The following is a 20,403-nucleotide window of genomic DNA, read 5'->3' on the forward strand; positions in this document are numbered from 1 at the left end:
CTCACGGACCGGTTCCGGCGTGTCGCCGGTGATTACGTACGTGTCTAACGATCGGCGCCCAGGACAGGCACCAGCGCGGCGCCCAGCGCGGCCGGATCATGGCGGGGCGTGCCGTCCGGGACGGCGACGGGGGCGAGGACCAGCCGGGCACCCAGCGATTCTGCCGCACGCCCGACCGCCTCGGGGTCACCCACCGCCGTCGAATCGGCCAGCACCATGTCCACCTTCAGCTCGGGCAGATAGCGCCCGAGGGTGTCCAGATGGTCGGCCAGGGAGAGCCCGTGGGTCTCCTTCTCCGCCACCAGGTTGAGGGTCACCAGCCGGCGCGCCGAGCTGGACACGATCGCGTCGGCCAGCCCCGGCACCAGCAGGTGCGGCAGGACGCTGGTGTACCAGCTGCCCGGGCCGAAGATCAGCCAGTCCGCGTCGCGTACCGCGGTCAGCGCCTCCGCGCAGGCCGCCGGGGCGGCCGGGGTGAGCCGCAGCGACTCGACCCGCCCCGAGGTGACCGCCACCTGGTGCTGGCCGCGCAGCGTGCGTACCTCGTCGGGGTGGGCCGGGTCGGCGCCGCGCACCTGAGCCTCGATGCCGACCGGCTGGCGCGACATCGGCAGCACCCGGCCGACCGCGCCGAGCATCGCGCCGGCGTGGTCGAGCGCCGCCACCGGGTCGCCGAGCAGCTCCATCAGCCCGCAGATCAGCAGGTTGCCGACCGCGTGCCCGGCGAGCGAGTCCGCCGCACCGCCGGTCACGTGGGCCAGGCCCGCCTCGAAGCGGTGCTGGAACAGCGCGGCGCTGCGCCGGGTGGCCGGGTGGTCGCCGGCCAGGGCGACCAGCGCCTGCCGCAGGTCACCCGGGGGCAGCCCGCCGCGCTCGGCGCGCAGCCGGCCGCTGGAGCCGCCGTCGTCGCCGACGGTGACCACCGCGGTGATGTCCAGGTCGAGTTCGGGTACGCAGCGCCGCAGCGCGCGCAGCGACGCGGAGAGCCCGTGCCCGCCGCCGAAGGCGACCACCCTGATCGGGGTCATTCCCGCCCCAGATCCCGGTGCTGGGGGTTGGCGGCGATGCCGGACTGGCGCAGCCGGGCGGCCAACTCCTCGGCGATCGCGACGCTGCGGTGCTTGCCGCCGGTGCAGCCGACGGCGACGGTCAGGTAGCGCTTCCCCTCCCGCTCGAAGCCGGCGGTGGTGGCGTTGACCAGGTCCGCGTAACCGGCCACGAAGGCGTCCGCGCCCTCCTGGCCCAGCACGTACGCGCTGACCGCCTCCTCGCGCCCGGTGTGCTCGCGCAGCTCCGGCACCCAGTACGGGTTGGGCAGGAACCGGGCGTCCATCACGAAGTCGGCGTCGGGCGGGAGGCCGTACTTGAAGCCGAAGGAGAGCACGGTGATCCGCAGCCGGCGGGAGTCCTCCCCGCCGAACAGCTCCTCGACCCGGCGACGGAGCTGGTTGACGTTGAGGTGGCTGGTGTCGATGATCACGTCGGCCTGGTCCCGGGCCTCCTCCAGCAGGGCGCGCTCGACGGCGATGCCGTCGGCCAGCCGGCCGTCGCCCTGCAGCGGGTGGGACCGGCGGACGCTCTCGAACCGGCGGATGAGCACGTCGTCGTCGGCGTCGACGAAGACCACCCGGGGCTGGAAGCCGCGCTCGCGCAGCTCCCGGATCGCCCCGGCCAGATCGGTGGAGAAGGCGCGGGAGCGCACGTCCAGCACCATGGCCGTACGCCGGGCCGCGCCGCCGGCCTTGAAGGCCAGCTCAGCCATGTCGAGCAGGAGCGCCTGGGGCAGGTTGTCGACCACGTAGTAGCCGACGTTCTCCAACGCCCGGGCCACCGTGCTGCGGCCGCCGCCGGAGAGGCCCGTGACCACCACCAGGGTGGTCTCCGCCTCGGCCGGCGCCGGCTGTCCGAGGGCTTTCTCCGTACCGGTCGGCACCAGGTCGCCCGTCCGCGCCTCGCTCACCCGTTACCCCCAAGCCGTGGCGCCGCGGCCGTTCGGCCGCGCATGGTCAGTCAGCGACTCTAACGGCTGCACACCCGTCCGGGATTCCACGGGGTGACGACCGGAACACGCAGTTGCCCGATTTGCCGGTGTCGCGGCCGGCGATCGCCGGGTCCCGGGCCGCGACGCGCTCGTCGCTGGTCGGGCGGTGTCGGGGGACGCTCGTAGACTGCGCGGATGGTCTCCCCCACCGGTCAGCGGACCGAGGACGCGCTGCGGGTGCTCAACCGGGTGTTCGGGTACGACGCCTTCCGCGGCTTCCAGCAGGAGGTCGTCGAGCACGTGGTGGCCGGCGGCGACGCGCTGGTGCTGATGCCCACCGGTGGCGGCAAGTCGCTCTGCTACCAGATCCCGGCGCTGGTGCGGGACGGCGTCGCGGTGGTCGTCTCACCGCTGATCGCGCTGATGCAGGACCAGGTCGACGCGCTCACCGCCGTCGGCGTCCGGGCCGGCTTCCTCAACTCGACCCAGGACCTCACCGAGCGGCGCCGGGTGGAGGCGGCCTTCCTCGCCGGCGAGCTGGACCTGCTCTACCTCGCGCCGGAGGCACTCGCGGTCCGCTCCACCGTCGCCCTGCTGGAGCGGGGCCGGATCGCGCTGTTCGCGATCGACGAGGCGCACTGCGTGTCGCAGTGGGGGCACGACTTCCGCCCGGACTACCTCAACCTGTCGATGCTGCACGAGCGGTGGCCGGGGGTGCCGCGCATCGCGCTGACCGCCACCGCGACCCGGGCCACCCGCACCGAGATCGCCACCCGGCTCCAGCTCACCGACGCCCGGCACTTCGTGGCCAGCTTCGACCGGCCCAACATCCAGTATCGGATCGCGCCGAAGCGGGAGCCGCGCAAGCAACTGCTCGGCCTGCTGCACGACGAGCACCCGGGCGACGCCGGCATCGTCTACTGCCTGTCCCGCGCCTCGGTGGAGAAGACCGCCGATTTCCTGGTGCAGAACGGCATCCCGGCGCTGCCCTACCACGCCGGGCTGGACGCGACGACCCGGGCGGCCAACCAGCAGCGCTTCCTCCGGGAGGACGGGCTGGTCATGGTCGCCACCATCGCCTTCGGCATGGGCATCGACAAGCCGGACGTACGCTTCGTCGCCCACCTCGACCTGCCCAAGTCGGTGGAGGGCTACTACCAGGAGACCGGCCGCGCCGGGCGGGACGGGCTGCCGTCGACCGCCTGGCTCGCGTACGGGCTCCAGGACGTGGTGCAGCAGCGCAAGATGATCGAGACGTCCGAGGGCGACCTGGCGCACCGGCGCAACCTCGCCACCCACCTGGACGCGATGCTCGCCCTCTGCGAGACGGTCCGCTGCCGCCGCGCCCAACTCCTCGAATACTTCGGCGAGACCGACACCGGTGGCTGCGGCAACTGCGACACCTGCCTGGAGCCGCCGGAGTCCTGGGACGGCACGGTCGCCGCGCAGAAGCTGCTCTCCACCGTCTACCGGCTCGACCGCGAGCGCAACCAGCGGTTCGGCGCCGGGCACAGCATCGACATCCTGCTCGGCAAGCGCACCGACAAGATCGACCAGTACGGCCACGACTCGCTGACCACCTTCGGCATCGGCGCCGAGCTGCGCGAGGCGGAGTGGCGAGGGGTGGTCCGGCAGCTGCTCGCCGAGGGCCTGCTCGCCGTCGAGGGCGACTACGGCACCCTCGCGCTCACCGAGGCCAGCGGCGAGGTGCTGGGCCGCCGGCGTACGGTCACCCTGCGGCGCGAGCCGGAGCGGCCCGCGTCCACCCGGTCCGCCAAGCCGCGCGGCGCGGCGACCGTCGTCGCCGACCTCGCCCCGGCCGCGGTGCCAGTCTTCGAACGGCTGCGCGCCTGGCGGGCGGCCACCGCGAAGGAGCAGGGCGTTCCCGCGTACGTGATCTTCCACGACGCCACCCTGCGGCAGGTCGCCGCCGACGCGCCCGCGTCCCTGGCCGAGCTGTCCCGGATCAACGGTGTCGGCGAGAACAAGCTCGCCAAGTACGGCGAGGCGATCCTCGCGGTCCTCGCCGAGTCCTGAGACAAGCCGAAAGGGCCCGACCCCGTGATGGGGTCGGGCCCTTCGTCACTGCCTCAGCGTCAGGAGCTGTAGCCGCGGCTGGCGATCCAGTGCGCCAGGGCGTCCACGTCGATCCGGTACGAGGCCATGTCCGGGTTGGCGGAGTCGGCGATCGTCACGACCTTCCCACCGTCGCGGTAGCCGACCACGCTGATGTAGTGGCCCCCCTCGAAGGAGTGGGTGTTGCCGTCGGTGTCGGTCGCGGTGCCCGCGATGTTGGCCACCACGGCCCGGCCGTCGTCCACGGCCTTGACGATGTCGGCGCGCAGCTGCTCGACGTGCTTGGCGTCGACCTTGTCCACCGGCATCTCGGTGCTGTGGTACGCGTTGCGGCCGGTCTCCTTGTTCAGCACCGGGGTGATGTCGTTGATGGAGTTGGTGCCGGCCTCGGTGGTGCCCATCTCCTTGGCCATGGCGTCCACGTCGATGGCCTTGCCCTGGACGGAGAGGGCGTTGCGGGTGGCGGCGGGGCCGCAGTAGTAGAAGTTCGGCTGCGCCTCGTAGCGGACGTTGAGCTCCCGCTCGCCGCCGGGCTTGCGCTCGGTCTGCACCTGCGCCGTCGGCTTGGCCTCGGCGGCGTGCGCGGCGATGGCGGGGCCGGCGATCCCGCCGGCGGTGGCGGCGAAGCCGGCAGCGGTCAGGACGGTCTTGCGAAGCAGAGTGGTGGCCATGATGAGTCACGCCTTCCATTCGGGGGTTTCGCGGCGGCCGCGAAGGGGGTGCGGTGGTGCCGCGTGAAAAGGTCTTGGGAGGGGCGGGCCCGGCGGTCGGGGGTGACCTGCTCGGGTGGCCCGGGGGTGTAACGACCGGGGGCCGGGGGTGATTCCCGGTGGCCTCACCGGCGGGACCAGTGTTCGCGGTCCGGGGGAGGTAACGACGGCCGGTGGCCGGTCATTCCGACCGGCGGCCCGCCGCGCCCGTGGGGGCGGGGGTTGCCGCGCGGTCTGCCATGTTCAACGACCCCGCCCCCGGCATGATTCCGCCGTGCGAGTGGCCCCGACCACGCGACACCCGCCCACGAACCACCCATCCGGGGCCGGCGGAGGACATCCCCGCCCCGGCGATCCGGACATTCGACGCGTGCGGTGTCTGTCAGGGGTGATCGACTCGGGCCGCGGCATATCGGCGCCTCCACCGCCCCGGATAGCGCCGCTTGCGGCACCAAGAGTCGATCAACGCACAGGCACAACCGCACGGGTCGGACGCCCACCCGGACATTCACCCCAAACGCCCACCACCGGCGAACCCGAACCCGGACCGGCCGTCCCACCCGGGGCTCGCCCCCAAGATCTGCGCAACCTCCCTGAAAGTGCTGCCTCCAGCCGCCGGGAGGCAGCGCTTTCGCCGATCTCGTGCGGATCTCGGCGCTCGGCCAGGGCGCGACGGTCAGGCGGTGGGGGTGGGCCTGGCGTTCTCGTCGAGGGCGGCGAGGATCGCCTCGGCGGTACGCCGGCCCACGCCGGGCACCTCGGTGATCTCCTCGACGGTGGCGGCGGAGAGGCGCTTGAGCGAGCCGAAGTGCCGCAGCAGCGCCTTGCGGCGTACCTCGCCGAGGCCGGGGATGTTGTCGAGCGCCGACTCGGTCATCCGCTTGGAGCGGCGCTGGCGGTGGAAGGTGATGGCGAACCGGTGCGCCTCGTCCCGTACGCGTTGGAGCAGGTAGAGCGCCTCCGAGGTGCGCGGCAGGATGACGGGGAAGTCGTCGTCGGGCAGCCAGACCTCCTCCAGCCGCTTGGCCAGGCCGCAGAGCGCCACGTCGTCGATGCCCAGTTCGGCGAGGGCCTGCGCGGCCGCCGCCACCTGCGGGGCGCCACCGTCGACGACGACCAGCTGCGGCGGATACGCGAACTTGCGCGGCCGGCCGGTGGTGGGGTCGATGCCCGGCCGGTCCGGGTCGCCGGCGGTCTCCTCGCCGATCTCGCCGGTCTCGGCACGGGCGTCGAGGTAACGGGCGAAGCGACGGCGCAGCACCTCGGACATGGCGGAGAGGTCATCGGTGGCGTTACGGACGATGAACCGCCGGTATTCGCTCTTGCGGGGCAGCCCGTCCTCGAAGACGACCATGCTGGCGACCACGTCGGTGCCCTGGATCTGGGAGACGTCGAAGCACTCGATCCGCAGCGGCGAGGTGCGCATGCCGAGCGCGTCGGCGATCTCGTCGAGGGCCTTGCTGCGGGTGGTCAGGTCGCCGGCGCGCTTGAGCTTGTGCCGGGCGAGCGCGTCCTTGGCGTTGCGCTCCACCGTCTCCAGCAGGGACCGCTTGTCGCCGCGCTGCGGCACCCGCAGCGACACCCGGCTGCCCCGGCGGGTGGAGAGCCAGTCGGCGAGCGCGTCCACATCGCCGGGCAGCTCGGGGACGAGCAGCTCGCGGGGGACGTCGGCCTCGCCCTGCTCGCCGCCGTAGACCTGGGTGCAGAAGTGGTGCACCAGGTCGCCGGTGGTGACCTCCTCGGTCTTCTCCACCACCCAGCCGCGCTGGCCGCGCACCCGCCCGTCGCGGACGTGGAAGACCTGGACGGCGGCCTCCAGGGGGTCGTCGGCGAAGGCCACCACGTCGGCGTCGGTGCCGTCGCCGAGCACCACGGTCTGCTTCTCCATGGCCCGCCGCAGCGCCGCGATGTCGTCGCGCAGCCGGGCCGCCCGCTCGAACTCGAGCTGCTCGCTGGCCTCCAACATCTCCCGTTCGAGCTTGCGGACCATGGTGTCGGTGCGGCCGCCCATGAAGTCGCAGAAGCCGTTGACGATCTCCCGGTGCCGTTCGGCGGTGACGCTGCCGACGCAGGGCGCGGAGCACTTGCCGATGTAGCCCAGCAGGCACGGCCGCCCCACCTGGCCAGCCCGCTTGAACACCCCGGAGGAGCAGGTCCGCGCCGGGAAGACCCGCAGCAGCAGGTCCAGCGTCTCGCGGATCGCCCAGGCGTGCGAGTACGGCCCGAAGTAGCGCACCCCCTTGCGCTTGGCGCCCCGCATCACCTGCAGCCGCGGGTACTCCTCGTCCAGCGTGACCGCCAGGTACGGGTACGACTTGTCGTCGCGGTAGCGGACGTTGAACTTCGGGTCGTACTGCTTGATCCAGGTGTATTCCTGCTGGAGCGCCTCGACCTCGGTGGCGACGGTGATCCAGTCCACCGACTCGGCGGTGAAGACCATCTGCCGGGTGCGCTGGTGCAGGTTGACCGGGTCGGCGAAGTAGGAGTTGAGCCGGCTGCGCAGGTTTCGCGCCTTGCCGACGTAGATCACCCGACCGGTGCCGTCGCGGAAGCGGTAGACCCCTGGCGACTCCGGGATCGTGCCGGGCGCGGGACGGTAGGTCGAGGGGTCAGCCACGTCAGCAAGCCTAGTCCGCGCCCCCGACAGGCCACCGCCGCCGCGCGCTCCCCCGGTCCGACGCCCGCGGGCCGGGGAGGCGCGGCGGACCGGTCAGGCCAGGGTGATCTGTTCCCCGGTGACCTTGAGGTTCTTCGACGCCAGCGGCCGGGTGGCCGGGCCCTGCTTCACCGAGCCGTCCTCGATGGAGAACCTGCTGCCGTGGCAGGTGCAGTTGATCGTGCCGCCGTCGACGTTCGACACCGGGCAGCCCTGGTGGGTGCAGATCGGGTCGAAGCCCTTGAACTCCCCCGCCTTCGGCTGGGTGATCACCACGCCCTTGCTGGCGAACACCGCCCCGCCACCGACCGGGATGTCGGTGGTCCGGGCCAGTGGACCGGTGCTGTCCCGGTTGCCGCCCTCGGCGTCGCCGGCGCCGGTCGCGCCGGGGCCGCCGCTGGTGGGCGTGGAGGTGCCCGAGCCCTGGTCGTCGCTGCCGCAGGCGGCCAGTACCACCGCCGCGCCGACCGCGCCGGCGCCCGCGAGCAGGGCCCGGCGTGTCCGCGTACCCGGCCCGGTCAACTCCTGGTCGTCACTCATGTCCGGCCTTTCTCTCGGCTGTCGCCTGTCATGATCTGCGGCCACACTGGGGGACACGCAACCCGGTCGCGCACGGTTCATACTGACGCGTCACGACATGGACACCGAAAACGGGCGGGCCGGTTGTCCCGGCCCGCCCGTCGTACGCCCGGGTCAGCGTGCCCCGGCGGGGACCTTGCGGCTGCTCCGCGACCGGGTGACGCCGTTGGCCTTGGCGGCCCGGGTGGTGGCCGCGGCGGCGCCCTTCGCCTCGCCGTCGAGCCTGAGCATCGGGCGGAGGAACTGCCCGGTGTGGCTCTCCGGCACCTCGGCGACCTCCTCGGGGGTGCCGGTCGCCAGGACCGTGCCGCCCCGGTGGCCCCCCTCCGGGCCCATGTCGATGATCCAGTCGGCCGTCTTGATCACGTCGAGGTTGTGCTCGATGGTGATCACCGTGTTGCCCTTGTCGACCAGGCCCTCCAGCACCATCAGCAGCTTGCGGATGTCCTCGAAGTGCAGGCCGGTGGTGGGCTCGTCGAGCACGTAGACGGTCCGCCCGGTGGAGCGCTTCTGCAGCTCGGAGGCGAGCTTGACGCGCTGCGCCTCGCCGCCGGACAGGGTCGGGGCCGGCTGGCCCAGCCGGACGTACCCGAGACCGACGTCGACCAGGGTCTTGAGGTGGCGGTGGATGGCCGGGATGGCGGAGAAGAACTCCGCCGCCTCCTCGATCGGCATGTCCAGCACCTCGGCAACCGTCCTGCCCTTGTAGTGCACCTCCAGGGTCTCCCGGTTGTACCGGGCGCCCTTGCACACCTCGCAGGGGACGTAGACGTCCGGGAGGAAGTTCATCTCGATCTTGATCGTGCCGTCGCCGGAGCACGCCTCGCAGCGCCCGCCCTTGACGTTGAACGAGAACCGGCCCGGGCCGTACCCCCGGACCTTGGCCTCGGTGGTCTCGGCGAAGAGCTTGCGGATGTGGTCCCAGACGCCGGTGTAGGTGGCCGGGTTCGACCGCGGGGTCCGCCCGATCGGCGACTGGTCCACGCCGACGACCTTGTCCACGTGCTCCAGTCCGCTGATCCGGGTGTGCCGGCCGGGGACCAGCCGGGCGCCGTTGATCTGGTTGGCCAGCACCGCGTGGAGGATGTCGTTGACCAGGGTCGACTTGCCGGAACCGCTGACCCCGGTGACCGCGATGAGCTGGCCGAGCGGGAAGCTCACGGTGAGGTTGCGCAGGTTGTGCTCGCGCGCCCCGTGCACCACCAGCTCCCGGCCCGGGGTCTGCGGCCGCCGCCCGGCCGGCGTCGGGATCACCTTCCGCCCCGACAGGTACGCCCCGGTGACCGACTCCTCGTTCTCCAGCAGGGCCGGCACCGAGCCGCTGTGCACGATCCGGCCGCCGTGCTCGCCCGCGCCCGGGCCGATGTCCACGATCCAGTCGGCCACCCGGATGGTGTCCTCGTCGTGCTCGACCACGATCAGCGTGTTGCCCAGCCCGCGCAGCCGCAGCAGGGTCTCGATCAGCCGGTGGTTGTCGCGCTGGTGCAGGCCGATGGACGGCTCGTCGAGCACGTACAGCACGCCCACCAGGCCGGAGCCGATCTGGGTGGCGAGCCGGATGCGCTGCGCCTCGCCGCCGGACAGGGTGCCCGCCGGGCGGTCCAGGGAGAGGTAGTCCAACCCGACGTCGAGCAGGAACTTCAGCCGGGCGTTGATCTCCTTGAGCACCCGCTCGGCGATCATCTTCTGCCGGTCGGTCAGCTCGATGCCGGCGAGCAGGTCGGCGGCCTCGCCGACGGAGAGGTTGCAGACCTCGGCGATGCTCTTGCCGGCCAGGGTGACCGCGAGCACCTCGGGCTTGAGCCGGGCGCCGCCGCAGGCCGCGCAGGGCACGTCCCGCATGTAGCCCTCGTACTTGTCCCGCGACCACTCCGACTCGGTGTCCGAGTGCCGCCGCTCGATCCACTGCACCACACCCTCGAAGCCGGTGTAGTAGGAACGCTCGCGGCCGTACTTGTTGCGGTAGCGGACGTGCACCTGGTCGTCGGAGCCGTGCAGGATCGTCTTCTGCGCCCGGGACGGCAGCTTGCGCCACGGGGTGTCGAGGTCGAAGTGCTCGGCCTCGCCGAGGGCCTCCAGCAGGCGCAGGAAGTATTCCAGGTTGTGCCCGTTCGCCCAGGGCTGGATGGCCCCCTCGCGCAGGGTGCGCTCCGGGTCCGGGATGACCAGCTCCGGGTCGACCTCCTTCTTGGTGCCCAGGCCGGTGCACTCCGGGCAGGCGCCGTACGGGGCGTTGAAGGAGAAGACTCGCGGCTCCAGGTCCTCGATCGCGAGCGGGTGGTCGTTGGGGCAGGCCAGGTGCTCGGAGTAGCGGCGCTCCCGCTCCGAGTCGTCCTCCGCCAGGTCGACGAAGTCGAGCAGGACGATGCCGCTGGAGAGCCCGAGCGCCGCCTCGACCGAGTCGGTCAGCCGCTGCTTGGCGCTCGGCTTGACGCTGAGCCGGTCGATGACCACCTCGATGGTGTGCTTCTCCTGCTTCTTGAGCTTGGGCGGCTCGGTCAGCGGGTGCACCACGCCGTCGACCCGGGCCCGCGCGTAGCCCTTCGACTGGAGTTCGGCGAAGAGGTCGACGTACTCGCCCTTGCGGCCGCGCACCACCGGGGCGAGCACCATGAACCGGGTGCCCTCGGCCATGGCGAGGACCCGGTCGACGATCTGCTGCGGGCTCTGCTTCGAGATCCGCTCGCCGCAGATCGGGCAGTGCGGCTCGCCGATCCGGGCGAAGAGCAGGCGGAGGTAGTCGTAGACCTCGGTGATCGTGCCGACCGTGGAGCGCGGGTTGCGCGAGGTGGACTTCTGGTCGATGGAGACCGCCGGGCTCAGGCCCTCGATGAAGTCGACGTCGGGCTTGTCCATCTGGCCGAGGAACTGCCGGGCGTACGAGGACAGCGACTCGACGTAGCGCCGCTGGCCCTCGGCGAAGATGGTGTCGAACGCCAGGCTCGACTTGCCCGACCCGGAGAGCCCGGTGAAGACGATCAGGGCGTCCCGGGGCAGGTCGAGACTGACGTCACGCAGGTTGTGCTCGCGCGCGCCACGGATGATCAGTCGGTCGGCCACGGTGCGTGTGCTCCCGGAAGAAGAATGTGAGGCGGATCTGTCCGCTCGGAGCGTGGTCTGAGCGGTTTTCGAGGGTTGTCGAGGCGCAGAAATACGCCTGGGCAACTCTAGCCCTGAGGTACGACAAACTTCGTCGCGCGCACATTCCCCCAGCTCAGCACGGTCGGGCGGAGCGCGTGACGCCCCGCCCGACCGTCTCGCGCCCACACGGTCAGAATCCCCCGGGCCCGGGCGGCGGCGTCGGACGCGCGGTCCGCCGCCGCTCCCCCCGCCAGCTCCCCCGCCGCTGGGCGGCCAGCCGGGTCTCCCGCCGTCGGCTCTCGAACGTCACCTCCCGCTGGAGCCGGCGCCAGCTCTCCCAGCGCCGGAACGGCAGCTCGCCGCTCTCCAGCGCCGCCCGCACCGCGCAGGCCGGCTCGGCGTCGTGCGCGCAGTCGGCGTACCGGCAGCCGGTGGCGAGTTCGGCGATGTCGGCGAAGGCCCGGTCCAGGCCGGCCGAGCCGTCCAGCAGGCCGACCGCCCGTACGCCCGGGGTGTCCAGCACGGCGCCGCCGCCCGGGATCGGCAGCAGCGACCGCCAGGTGGTGGTGTGCCGGCCCTTGCCGTCCACCCGCCGGATCGCCTGGGTCCGCATCACCTCCGCCCCAGCCAGCGCGTTGACCAGGCTCGACTTGCCCGCCCCGGAGGGGCCGAGCAGGCCGAGGGTGCGCCCGGACGCGACGTGCCGGCGCAGCGGGTCCAGCCCCGTGCCCCGCTCGGCGCTGACCGGCAGCACCGGCACCCCCGGGGCGAGGGCGGCGAGCTGCCGGGCCACCGCCTCCGGGTCGGCGGCCAGGTCCGCCTTGGTGAGCACGATCAGCGGCTCGGCGCCGGACTCGTGGGCCAGGGAGAGCAGCCGTTCGATCCGGGCCGCGTCCGGCTCGGGGTGGACCGGTTCCACCACCGCGGCGGTGTCGAGGTTGGCGGCCAGCACCTGGCCGCTGGCGTCCTTGCCGGCGGTCCGGCGGATCAGCGCGGTACGGCGGGGCAGCACCGTCTCGACGGTGACCGGTCCGTCCGGCCAGCTGGCCAGCAGCACCCAGTCCCCGGCGCAGGGCAGCGCGGCCAGGTCGCGGGCGGCGGCGGCCAGCACCGCGCCGCCCAGGCTGGCCCGGACCGGACCCTCCCGGCACAGCACGGTGCAGATCCCGCGGTCGACGCGGGCCACCCGGCCCGGTCGCCGATCGGTACGACGTTCCACGTGTGCCGCCCGGTCGGCGTCCCAGCCGAGGGCGGTCAGGTCGATGGTCATGGTGTCCTCATCGGTGTCGAGGGGGTTCATGGCGGAACACGCGTGCTACGACCGGCATGCTCACCACCTCCACTCCGACTCCCGGTGCCGCGTTCGACGCCGACGGTAAGGGGCGCGCCGACGCGCCGAAAGCGATTTCCCCGGCGACGCGGCGACGCCGTACCGCTAGGGTCGATGGGTGACCAGCGATCCGCTGTTGCTGACCGGGGAGGTCGAGGACGCCACGGCCCGACTCCTGCGTACCGTGGCCGGCTTCGGCGCCGCGGACGTGGCCGCCCCGTCCCTGCTGCCGCGCTGGACCCGCGGACACGTGCTGACCCACCTGGCCCGCAACGCCGACGCCTTCGTCAACCTGCTCACCGCCGCCCGCACCGGCGAGCCGATCCCGATGTACGCCAGCCCGGAGGCCCGGGCCGCCGACATCGAGGCCGGCGCCGGCCGTGGCCCCGCCGACCTCCTCGACGACCTGCGCCGCAGCTCGGCACGGTTCGCGGCGGCGGTCGAGGAGATGCCGGTGGAGGCGTGGGCGGCCACCGTGCAGACCCGGCGCGGCCCGTGGCCGGCGGCGACGCTGGTCTGGGGCCGGCTACGGGAGATCGAGGTGCACCACGTGGACCTCGGCGCGGGCTATCGGCCGGCGGACTGGTCGGAGGCGTTCGCCCAGCGGTTGCTGCACGAGGTGGCGACCGGGCTGGCCGACAACCCGGACGCGCCGGCGATGGTGCTGCGCTTCGACGGCGTCCGACACGAACTCGTCGTGGGCGATCCCGAGGGGGCGCCGACGGTCACCGGCCCCGTGCCGGAACTCGCCGCGTGGCTGATCGGCCGCAGCGCCGGCGAGGTGCTCACGGTCACCCCCGACGGTCCCCTGCCGACCCCACCGGAATGGATATAGAAGTCCTCATGACCTACACCGGAGACGTCACGCCCGGCGGTGCGCCGGACGTCCGCGAGCTCGACCGGCTCACCATCACCAAGGTGTCGGTGGGTCCGATGGACAACAACGCCTACCTGCTGCGCTGCCGGGAGACCGGCGAGCAGGTGCTGATCGACGCCGCGAACGAGGCGCCCCGGCTGCTCGACCTGGTCGGCGACGGCGGGCTGAGCGCGGTGGTCACCACCCATCAGCACATGGACCACTGGGTGGCCTTGGAGGAGGTGGTCGCCAAGACCGGCGCCCGCCCGCTGGTGCACGCCGACGACGCCGAGGGCCTGCCGATCGAGGCCGAGCCGCTGCGCGAGGGCGACACCGTCCCGGTCGGCGACTGCGCCCTGGAGGTGATCCACCTCACGGGGCACACCCCGGGCTCGGTCGCGCTGCTCTACCGCGACCCGTCCGGCGTCCCGCACCTGTTCACCGGCGACTCGCTCTTCCCCGGTGGCGTGGGGAACACCCACCAGGACCCGGAGCGGTTCGCGCAGCTCATCGACGACGTGCAGCGGAAGCTGTTCGACCGGCTGCCCGACGAGACCTGGTTCTATCCGGGGCACGGCAAGGACAGCACCCTGGGCGCCGAGCGCCCGGCGTTGCCGCAGTGGCGGGCTCGCGGCTGGTGACCTCCCGGCTCGCCGGGCGCACCCGCTCCCGCGCCCGGCGACCGGAGCTCAGGCCCGGGGCTCCGCCGCGACCATCGCGCGGATCCGGCGCCGCATACCGATCAGCACGGGGGCGGCCAGCAGCAGCCCGACGGCCATGGTGACCAGCGCCGGGCTGGGCGCGCCGGGCAGCAGGGCGGTCAGCGCCCGGGCCGCGGTGCCGAGGAGCACGTAGAGGCCGGCCCAGAGGGTCGCGCCGACCGCCGCCGCTGCGACGAACCTCCGGTACGACATCCGCAGGCCGCCCGCGGCCAGCGGCAGCAGCGCGTTGAGCACCGGCAGGAAGGGCGCGACCAGCACCATCCGGCCGCCGCCGCGGCGCAGCACCGCCTCCGCCGCGGCCCACCGCGACTCGCCGATCCAGCCGCCCAGCCGGCTTTCCCGCAGCGACGCGCCCCAACGCCGGCCGGCCAGGAAACTCAGCGACCAGCCGGCGAGGCAGCCGGCCACCACCGCCGCGACGGCGGCGATCCCGGTCGCCGGCCGGCCCGTGGCGACCGCCGCGAGAACCGCGGCGTCGCCGGGCACCAGCACCCCGAGCAGGGGTACGGCGTCGGCGAGCATGACCACGCCGAGCGCCGCCATGAGGCAGGCGGTGGGCAGCTCGCCGACCTGAGCCAGCAGATCCGTCATGATGGGTACGCTACGGCCGCCGGCGCGCCGCACGCATCGGGCTCGATCCCCTATCCGACCCTGAAACCGTCTAGGGGTCGCCCCGACCGGCGGCCCGCTCAGCGGGGGCGGAGCACGTGGACCCGGCGTACCGGGGAGTCGACCGAGGGCTCGGTGGTGGGCACCGGGTAGCTGGCCACCACCTCCAGCCGGTCCGGTGGCAGGTGCCCCCGGTCCGGGTCGCCGACCAGCACCTCGACGCCCCGTTCGGCGGCCCGCTGCAGGAACGGCAGCACCCGCGCGGCCAGGTCGGCGTCGTAGAGCATGTCCCCGGCCAGCAGCAGGTCGGCGCTGACCGGGGCGTCCAGCAGGTCGCCGCCGATGGCGGCCACGGCCACCCTGTTGGCGCGCGCGTTGACCGTGACGGCGGCGACCGCGTACGGGTCGACGTCGTTGGCGGCCACCCGGTCGGCCCCGGCGAGCGCGGCGGCGATGGCCACCAGCCCGGAGCCGCTGGCCAGGTCGAGCACCTGGCGGCCCGCGGCCAGCTCGGGGTGGTCCAGCAGGTGGCGGGCCAGTGCCTGACCGCCGGCCCAGACCGAGGCCCAGTACGGCGGTGGCAGGGACCGGCCGGCCGCCGCCTCCATCCGGGCCCACCAGAGGATGGCGTCCTCGGCCAGGTGCAGCCGGACCTCCGGCACGAACGGCGTGGCGACCAGCCGGAGCCCGTCCATGCCCCCGCCGGGCGCGGCGATCTCCCGTTCCAGGTCGGCCAGCGCCGTCTGTTCCCTCACCGGGGCAAGCATGCCCCGACCCGGCCCGAGCCGGGGCCTTTTTCCCGCTCGGCGGGTATTCCCGGGGCGCGCCGGCACTTCCGGCAGCGGATCCCCGTTCGGCCGGTTACTGTCGGGAAAGTACAGGGCGATCACCGGCCGCGGCCGGTGCTCACCCGCTTTGAACAGGGAGAGACGCATGGCAACCGGCACGGTCAAGTGGTTCAACTCGGAAAAGGGCTTCGGCTTCATCGAGCAGGACGGCGGGGGTCCGGACGTGTTCGTCCACTACTCGGCCATCCAGTCAGGCGGCTACCGCGAGCTGAACGAGGGCCAGAAGGTCGAGTTCGAGGTGACCCAGGGGCAGAAGGGCCCGCAGGCGGACAACGTCCGTCCGATGTAGCTCCGTGCCGGCGACGGCGGTCGGACCCCCGACCGCCGTCGCAGCGCACCGTCAGGCCGGCGCAACCGGCAGGTCTCGCCGCCGCCGCAGCGGCCCGACCAGCAGGATCAGCGGGGTCAGCGCCAGCCAGGCGGTCATCAGCCGGATCGCCCCGGCCGGCCCCCACGCGGCGCCCAGCGCCCCGGCCGCCACCGCGGCCAGCGGGATCGTGCCGTAGTTCAGCAGCTGCATGCTCACCGTCACCCGGCCGAGCAGCCGGTGCGGGGTGTACGTCTGCCGGAAGCTGCCCTTGACCACGTTGCCCACCGCGACCCCGAGGCTGACCAGGGCCCCGCCGAGCACCAGCCAGGCCACCCGCGGGCCCGGGCCGGCGAGCGGGATGAGCAGGGCGGGCGGCCCGGTGAGCAGGGCGGCGAGCAGCAGGGCGCGGGCGGAGCCGAGGCGCCGGGCCAGCCCGGTGGCCAGGCCGGCTCCGACGATCCCGCCCACACTCGCCAGTCCGATCAGCAGGCCGACCAGGCCGGCCGGCAGCTCGGCCGCGCGGATCAGGAAGACCACCAGGACGGCCTGGTAGCCGGTGAGCCCGATGTTGCTGGCCGCCCCGAACACGGTCAGCACCCGCAGGTACGGGTCGCGGACCACGAACCGCAGCCCGTCGAGGACCTCGCGGCGCAGCGAGGTGGCCCCGTCGGGTCGACCGGGCCGGGGTTCGACCGCGCGGATGCGCCCGAGGCACAGGGCGGAGATCAGGAAGCTCAGGGCGTCGAGCAGCACCGCGGTCACCGCACCGGCGAGCTGGGCGATCAGGCCGGCCAGCCCGGGGCCGACCAGGTAGCTGGCGGTCTGCGTGGCGTGCAGCTTCGCGTTCCCCTCGGGCACCTCCTCGGGCCGCAGCAGCACCGGCAGGTACACCTGGTCGGCGGTCTCGAAGAAGACCCGGGCCAGGCCGGCGCCGAGCGCCACGACCAGGAGCTGGCCGACGGTGAGCAGACCGAGCAGGGCGGCGGCGGGGACGCTGAGGAACAGCACCGCCGAGACCAGGTCGCAGGCGATCATCACCGGGCGGCGGCGGATCCGGTCGACCCAGGCCCCGGCGGGCAGCCCGACCAGCAGCCAGGGCAGCCAGGCGGCGGCGGTGAGCACCGCGACCTGGAAGGTGCTCGCGTCGAGCACGGCCACCGCGACCAGCGGCAGCGCCACGGCAGTCACGTTGCTGCCGACCGCGCTGACCGTCTGCCCGGCCCAGAGCAGCCGGAAGTCGCGGTGCCGCAGCAGGCCGCCCGGCCGCGCGGGCGCGGGCGTACGGGCCAGGGTGGTCACGGCTGGGCCGGGACGCCGTGGGCGAACAGGAAGACCGGCTCGCGCCGCTGCCCGTCGTCGTCGGAGACCGGGCGGTCGGCCCAGCGGGCGAACAGCTCGATCACCTCGCGCCCGAGTTGCGCCAGCTCGTCCGGGGTGAGGTGCAGCCACTTGTCGGTGCTGAACGGTCCCTCGCCCCAGGCCGCGTGGGCGTCGTCGCCAGCGGCGTGCCAGGCCCGGACCAGAGCCGTGTGCCGGTCCAGGTTGAGCGAGCTGGCGGCGTCGGCCACCGCGCGGGCGGCGGGGTCGGCGTCGAAGTCCGTGTTGGACCAGCGCACCCCCCGGTCCCGCAGCCGCCACCACCGCTCCCGGCGGTCCCGGGCCAGCTCGGGTGCCTCCGCCACCAGGTCGGCGGCGGCCAGCATCTTGAGGTGGTGGCTGACGTTGGCGGGGGCCTGACCGGTCCGCTCGGCGAGCACTCCGACGGTGGTCGGGCCGTACACCTTGAGCACGTCCATCAGGCGGCGGCGCAGCGGGTGGGCGAGCGCCGCGAGGACGCGGGAGTCGGTGACGTGGCGAACCTCGGGGTCGGTCATGCCGACAGCCTGACATTCGCAAGAGGCGTTGCGCAATGTTTCTTGCTTAATCTTCCCGCGACCGGCCCGGCGCGCCCCGGTCAGGCGACCATCCGCCGGGCGAGTTCGTCGGCGACGTCCTTGGCCAGCTGCGGGGGGATCGCCTGGGCGATCTTCTCCGGCGGCAGCCCGGCGAGCACGCCGGTGACGATCGCCTGCTCGTCGGTGAAGTCCTTGCCGGAGAGCACGCTCACCTGCGCGGCGAGCTGGTCCAGCCGCAGCATGAGGTAGTCGAGCTTGGCCACCAGGCTGTTCGCGCTGGGCTGCGGGCCGGTGCCGTCCGGGTCGACGCTGCGGCCCATGCTCGACCCGCCGTAGAACATGCCGGCGTAGACCTGGTGGATCTCGCTCTCTGCCTGCGCGCTCATGTCGTCTCCTTCGATCAGGCCGATGGCGATGAGGTAGCGGCGGAACAGCGGGGTCTGGTCCCGGCCCGCCTTGGTCGAGTCGCGGAAGAAGCTGAAGTGGGTGTGGGTCAGATGGCTGGAGTCGCCGCTGGTCCGCTTGCCCAGCCGGTCCCAGCGCCGCACGGTCACGCCGTCCGGGGAGTAGATGATCTCCCGGATGTCCCGGGTGTCGGCGGCCCCGGCGACGCACTGCGCGACGAACCACGTCGAGAAGGTGCGCAGGTCGTGGGTCCGGCCGCCGGCGACGACCGTGAACATCCCGACGTCCAGCGCCGACGCGTCGAGCGTCAGCCCGGCGGAGTCCCGGCGGGATTCGACGACGGAGTAGTCGTTCGCCACCACCCGGTCGGAGCCACAGTGGTAACCACCGCGGTGGTTGGCGTCGCCGACGATGCCGACCTCGCCGGGCTCGAGGTCCGCGGCCCGGACGGCGTTCTTGTCGACGTTGAGGTAGGTGAGCAGCAGGCTCCGGACGGTCAACAGGTTCTGCGGGGCAGTCGTCACGCGTTCCCCCTTCGATGGGGCACGGCCGGGCGTGGCCATCACCGCACGTGAGGGAGCGTGCTGCGGATACGCCCGTCCGAGATCATGCGCAGCGCCGGGCACTTGCCCCGAGAGTATCCGCAGTTCCGGATGTCTGCCCAGCTCAGAGGCACTATCTGGAACTATGGGGCGGCTGTGGACGGTGGCGGCGCCACCGGGAGCACGATGACCGAAGGGTGCGCGGGGTCGTGCAGGACCTCACGCCATCCGGCACGCAGAGTGACCGCCGTGCCGAGCGGCTCCCCGGTGCCGGGGTTGCGCGCGTAGCGCGGGTGGGCGCCGCCGGAGACCTGGAGGCGCAGTCGGTGACCGGGAGCGAAGCGGTGCGCCACGGGCCAGAGGGTGACCGGCACCCGGACCACGCCGGCCGGATCCGCGGCGAACCGGCCGGGCGCCACCCGGACCAGGCCGTCGCACACGTTCCACGACCGACCCCGGCGGTCCACGTCGCAGAGCCGAACGAAGACATCCAGGTAGGACAGTTCACTGCGGAGGTGGATCTCGGCCTGCACCGGGCCGACCACCTCCATCGGCGCGTCCAGCGGCGCGCCGGTGTACGTCAGCACGTCCGGCCGCGCCTCCACCGGCCGGTTGTCCACCGCCCCGGCCCGCTGCGCGACCAGGAGCGGACCGCCCAGCGACGGCGTCGGGTCGGCCGGGTCGTACCAGATCCGGTCGGGCCGGGAGTCGGCCGGCGGATCGGGGTCGAGAACCCGGCCGGCGTGCAGGTGCCACCGCGTCGGCACGGCCGGCGGCGGCCAGTCGGGCAGGTCCCGCCAGCCGCCGCCCGCGCCGCCGACGTGCACCCGGACCGGGGCGCGGCGGCGCGCGGGACGGCCGGCGAGGTGCTCGTCGAGCCAGTCGAGGCCCTCCCGCAGGGCGGCGACGAGCAGTCCCGGGCTGCCGTGGGTCCACGGGCCGATGGTGAGCCGGGGCCGGGCGCCGGCCGCCCGAAGCCGGGCGTAGTCGTCGAGCTGGGCGGGGAGGAAGATGTCCTGCCACCCGCTGACCATCGCCACCGGGGCGCGCACCTCGGTGATCCGGTCGCCGAAGCACCGCAGCCGCCAGTAGTCGGCGTCCGGCGTGTGGTGCCGCAGCCACTCCTGGAAGAACGGCACGGTCGCCCCGGTGGCGATCCGGTCGGCCTCGGCGAGCGGCAGGTGGGCCAGCGCCCGGGTCAACCGCGGCTGGCCGCGCTTGAGCTCCCACTGCCGGGCCAGCCACGGCACGGTCTGCGCCTGGAGCAGCTCGGCCCAGGTGAGCACGGTGTCCAGGGCGAACGACTCCCCCGCGTACGTCGAGTCGCGGGTGGCCGAGGCGGTCACCACCGCGACCATCGCGCACAGCTCGTCGGCGGCCTCGGCGGCCACCGCCCACTGCACGAACCCCTGGTAGCTGGCGCCGAACATGCCGAACACCCCGGTCCACCAGGGTTGTCGGCGAAGCCATTCCAGGGTGTCCAGGCCGTCGTCGCGCTCGTGCACCAGCGGGGCGAACTCGCCGCCGGAGCCGTAGGTGCCCCGGCAGGACTGGATGACCACGTGGAAGCCGCGCTCGGCGAGCAGCCGCCCGAGCAACCGCACCGGCCCACCCCGCCCGTACGGGGTGCGGACCAGCACGGCTGGCGCGCCCGGCAGGTCCGGGGCGTAGTGGTCGGTACGCAGCGGGACGCCGTCGCGGACCCGGACCGGGATGTCGCGGGTCACCGCGACCCGCCGGGTACGGGCGGCCGGCAGCCGCAGCGCCGCCCCGGCGAGCCGGGTGACGAACCGGTCCACGGAA

Annotated in this window: 17 protein-coding genes; 4 read left to right on the forward strand and 13 right to left on the reverse strand. The window is 73.4% G+C overall.

All coding sequences use genetic code 11. The features are described 5' to 3' along the window. Nucleotides 1–44: 44 nt before the first annotated feature. Entirely contained in the window at nt 45–1,028 is a 984-nt protein-coding gene (locus ACZ6S5_RS17225) for a gluconeogenesis factor YvcK family protein (protein ID WP_466001409.1), read from the reverse strand. Beyond that, on the reverse strand, nt 1,025–1,933 hold the full coding sequence (rapZ, locus tag ACZ6S5_RS17230) for an RNase adapter RapZ (RefSeq protein ID WP_466001504.1): 909 nt from the start codon (nt 1,931–1,933) through the stop codon (nt 1,025–1,027). The genes ACZ6S5_RS17225 and rapZ overlap by 4 nt, the downstream gene beginning before the upstream one ends. A 243-nt stretch (nt 1,934–2,176) precedes the next feature. Here rapZ and recQ point away from each other — a divergent pair, with 243 nt between their 5' ends. Then, nucleotides 2,177–4,018 (forward strand): DNA helicase RecQ, encoded by a 1,842-nt coding sequence (gene recQ / locus ACZ6S5_RS17235; protein WP_466001411.1) that lies wholly within the window; start codon nt 2,177–2,179, stop codon nt 4,016–4,018. A 59-nt stretch (nt 4,019–4,077) separates the two neighbouring features. Here recQ and ACZ6S5_RS17240 read toward each other — a convergent pair whose 3' ends face one another. The 5 genes from ACZ6S5_RS17240 to rsgA form a co-directional block, all read right to left on the reverse strand. Next, nucleotides 4,078–4,728, reverse strand: coding sequence for a C39 family peptidase (locus ACZ6S5_RS17240; RefSeq protein WP_466001413.1), 651 nt, complete (start codon nt 4,726–4,728; stop codon nt 4,078–4,080). A gap of 715 nt (nt 4,729–5,443) precedes the next feature. Further along, nucleotides 5,444–7,384, reverse strand: coding sequence for an excinuclease ABC subunit UvrC (gene uvrC, locus ACZ6S5_RS17245; protein ID WP_466001415.1), 1,941 nt, complete (start codon nt 7,382–7,384; stop codon nt 5,444–5,446). Between the two features lie 93 nt (nt 7,385–7,477). Beyond that, nucleotides 7,478–7,963 carry a Rieske (2Fe-2S) protein gene (locus ACZ6S5_RS17250; protein ID WP_466001417.1) on the reverse strand — a complete coding sequence of 162 codons (486 nt, stop codon included), beginning with the start codon at nt 7,961–7,963 and terminating at the stop codon, nt 7,478–7,480. 153 nt (nt 7,964–8,116) lie between these two features. After that, nucleotides 8,117–11,062, reverse strand: coding sequence for an excinuclease ABC subunit UvrA (uvrA, locus tag ACZ6S5_RS17255; RefSeq protein WP_466001419.1), 2,946 nt, complete (start codon nt 11,060–11,062; stop codon nt 8,117–8,119). A 211-nt stretch (nt 11,063–11,273) separates the two neighbouring features. Then, nucleotides 11,274–12,353: a ribosome small subunit-dependent GTPase A gene (rsgA, locus tag ACZ6S5_RS17260; RefSeq protein WP_466001421.1), complete on the reverse strand. Its 1,080-nt coding sequence runs from the start codon at nt 12,351–12,353 to the stop codon at nt 11,274–11,276. Between the two features lie 178 nt (nt 12,354–12,531). Here rsgA and ACZ6S5_RS17265 point away from each other — a divergent pair, with 178 nt between their 5' ends. After that, a complete protein-coding gene (locus ACZ6S5_RS17265) occupies nt 12,532–13,248 on the forward strand; it encodes a maleylpyruvate isomerase family mycothiol-dependent enzyme (protein ID WP_466001423.1) in 717 nt (238 codons plus the stop codon). A gap of 8 nt (nt 13,249–13,256) precedes the next feature. Beyond that, on the forward strand, nt 13,257–13,910 hold the full coding sequence (locus ACZ6S5_RS17270) for an MBL fold metallo-hydrolase (RefSeq protein WP_466001425.1): 654 nt from the start codon (nt 13,257–13,259) through the stop codon (nt 13,908–13,910). Nucleotides 13,911–13,958: 48 nt separating this feature from the next. Here ACZ6S5_RS17270 and ACZ6S5_RS17275 read toward each other — a convergent pair whose 3' ends face one another. Together ACZ6S5_RS17275 and ACZ6S5_RS17280 are read right to left on the reverse strand one after the other, a co-directional pair. Continuing rightward, nucleotides 13,959–14,582, reverse strand: coding sequence for a DedA family protein (locus tag ACZ6S5_RS17275; RefSeq protein ID WP_466001427.1), 624 nt, complete (start codon nt 14,580–14,582; stop codon nt 13,959–13,961). 98 nt (nt 14,583–14,680) lie between these two features. Next, nucleotides 14,681–15,367 carry a class I SAM-dependent methyltransferase gene (locus ACZ6S5_RS17280; RefSeq protein ID WP_466001429.1) on the reverse strand — a complete coding sequence of 229 codons (687 nt, stop codon included), beginning with the start codon at nt 15,365–15,367 and terminating at the stop codon, nt 14,681–14,683. Nucleotides 15,368–15,533: 166 nt separating this feature from the next. On the opposite strand from ACZ6S5_RS17280, the gene ACZ6S5_RS17285 reads away from it, so the two are divergent. Then, a complete protein-coding gene (locus ACZ6S5_RS17285; RefSeq protein ID WP_091059998.1) occupies nt 15,534–15,737 on the forward strand; it encodes a cold-shock protein in 204 nt (67 codons plus the stop codon). Between the two features lie 51 nt (nt 15,738–15,788). Here the strand turns inward: ACZ6S5_RS17285 and ACZ6S5_RS17290 are convergent, their stop codons facing one another. The 4 genes from ACZ6S5_RS17290 to ACZ6S5_RS17305 form a co-directional block, all read right to left on the reverse strand. Next, nucleotides 15,789–17,057 carry an MFS transporter gene (locus tag ACZ6S5_RS17290; protein ID WP_466001431.1) on the reverse strand — a complete coding sequence of 423 codons (1,269 nt, stop codon included), beginning with the start codon at nt 17,055–17,057 and terminating at the stop codon, nt 15,789–15,791. Next, nucleotides 17,054–17,632 carry an ArsR/SmtB family transcription factor gene (locus ACZ6S5_RS17295; protein ID WP_466001433.1) on the reverse strand — a complete coding sequence of 193 codons (579 nt, stop codon included), beginning with the start codon at nt 17,630–17,632 and terminating at the stop codon, nt 17,054–17,056. The genes ACZ6S5_RS17290 and ACZ6S5_RS17295 overlap by 4 nt, the downstream gene beginning before the upstream one ends. Before the next feature lie 80 nt (nt 17,633–17,712). After that, nucleotides 17,713–18,582, reverse strand: coding sequence for a hypothetical protein (locus tag ACZ6S5_RS17300; protein WP_466001435.1), 870 nt, complete (start codon nt 18,580–18,582; stop codon nt 17,713–17,715). A 161-nt stretch (nt 18,583–18,743) separates the two neighbouring features. Beyond that, nucleotides 18,744–20,399 (reverse strand): CocE/NonD family hydrolase, encoded by a 1,656-nt coding sequence (locus ACZ6S5_RS17305; protein WP_466001437.1) that lies wholly within the window; start codon nt 20,397–20,399, stop codon nt 18,744–18,746. Between the last annotated feature and the right edge of the window lie 4 nt (nt 20,400–20,403).

The sequence above is a fragment of the Micromonospora sp. NPDC051924 genome (assembly GCF_055586005.1).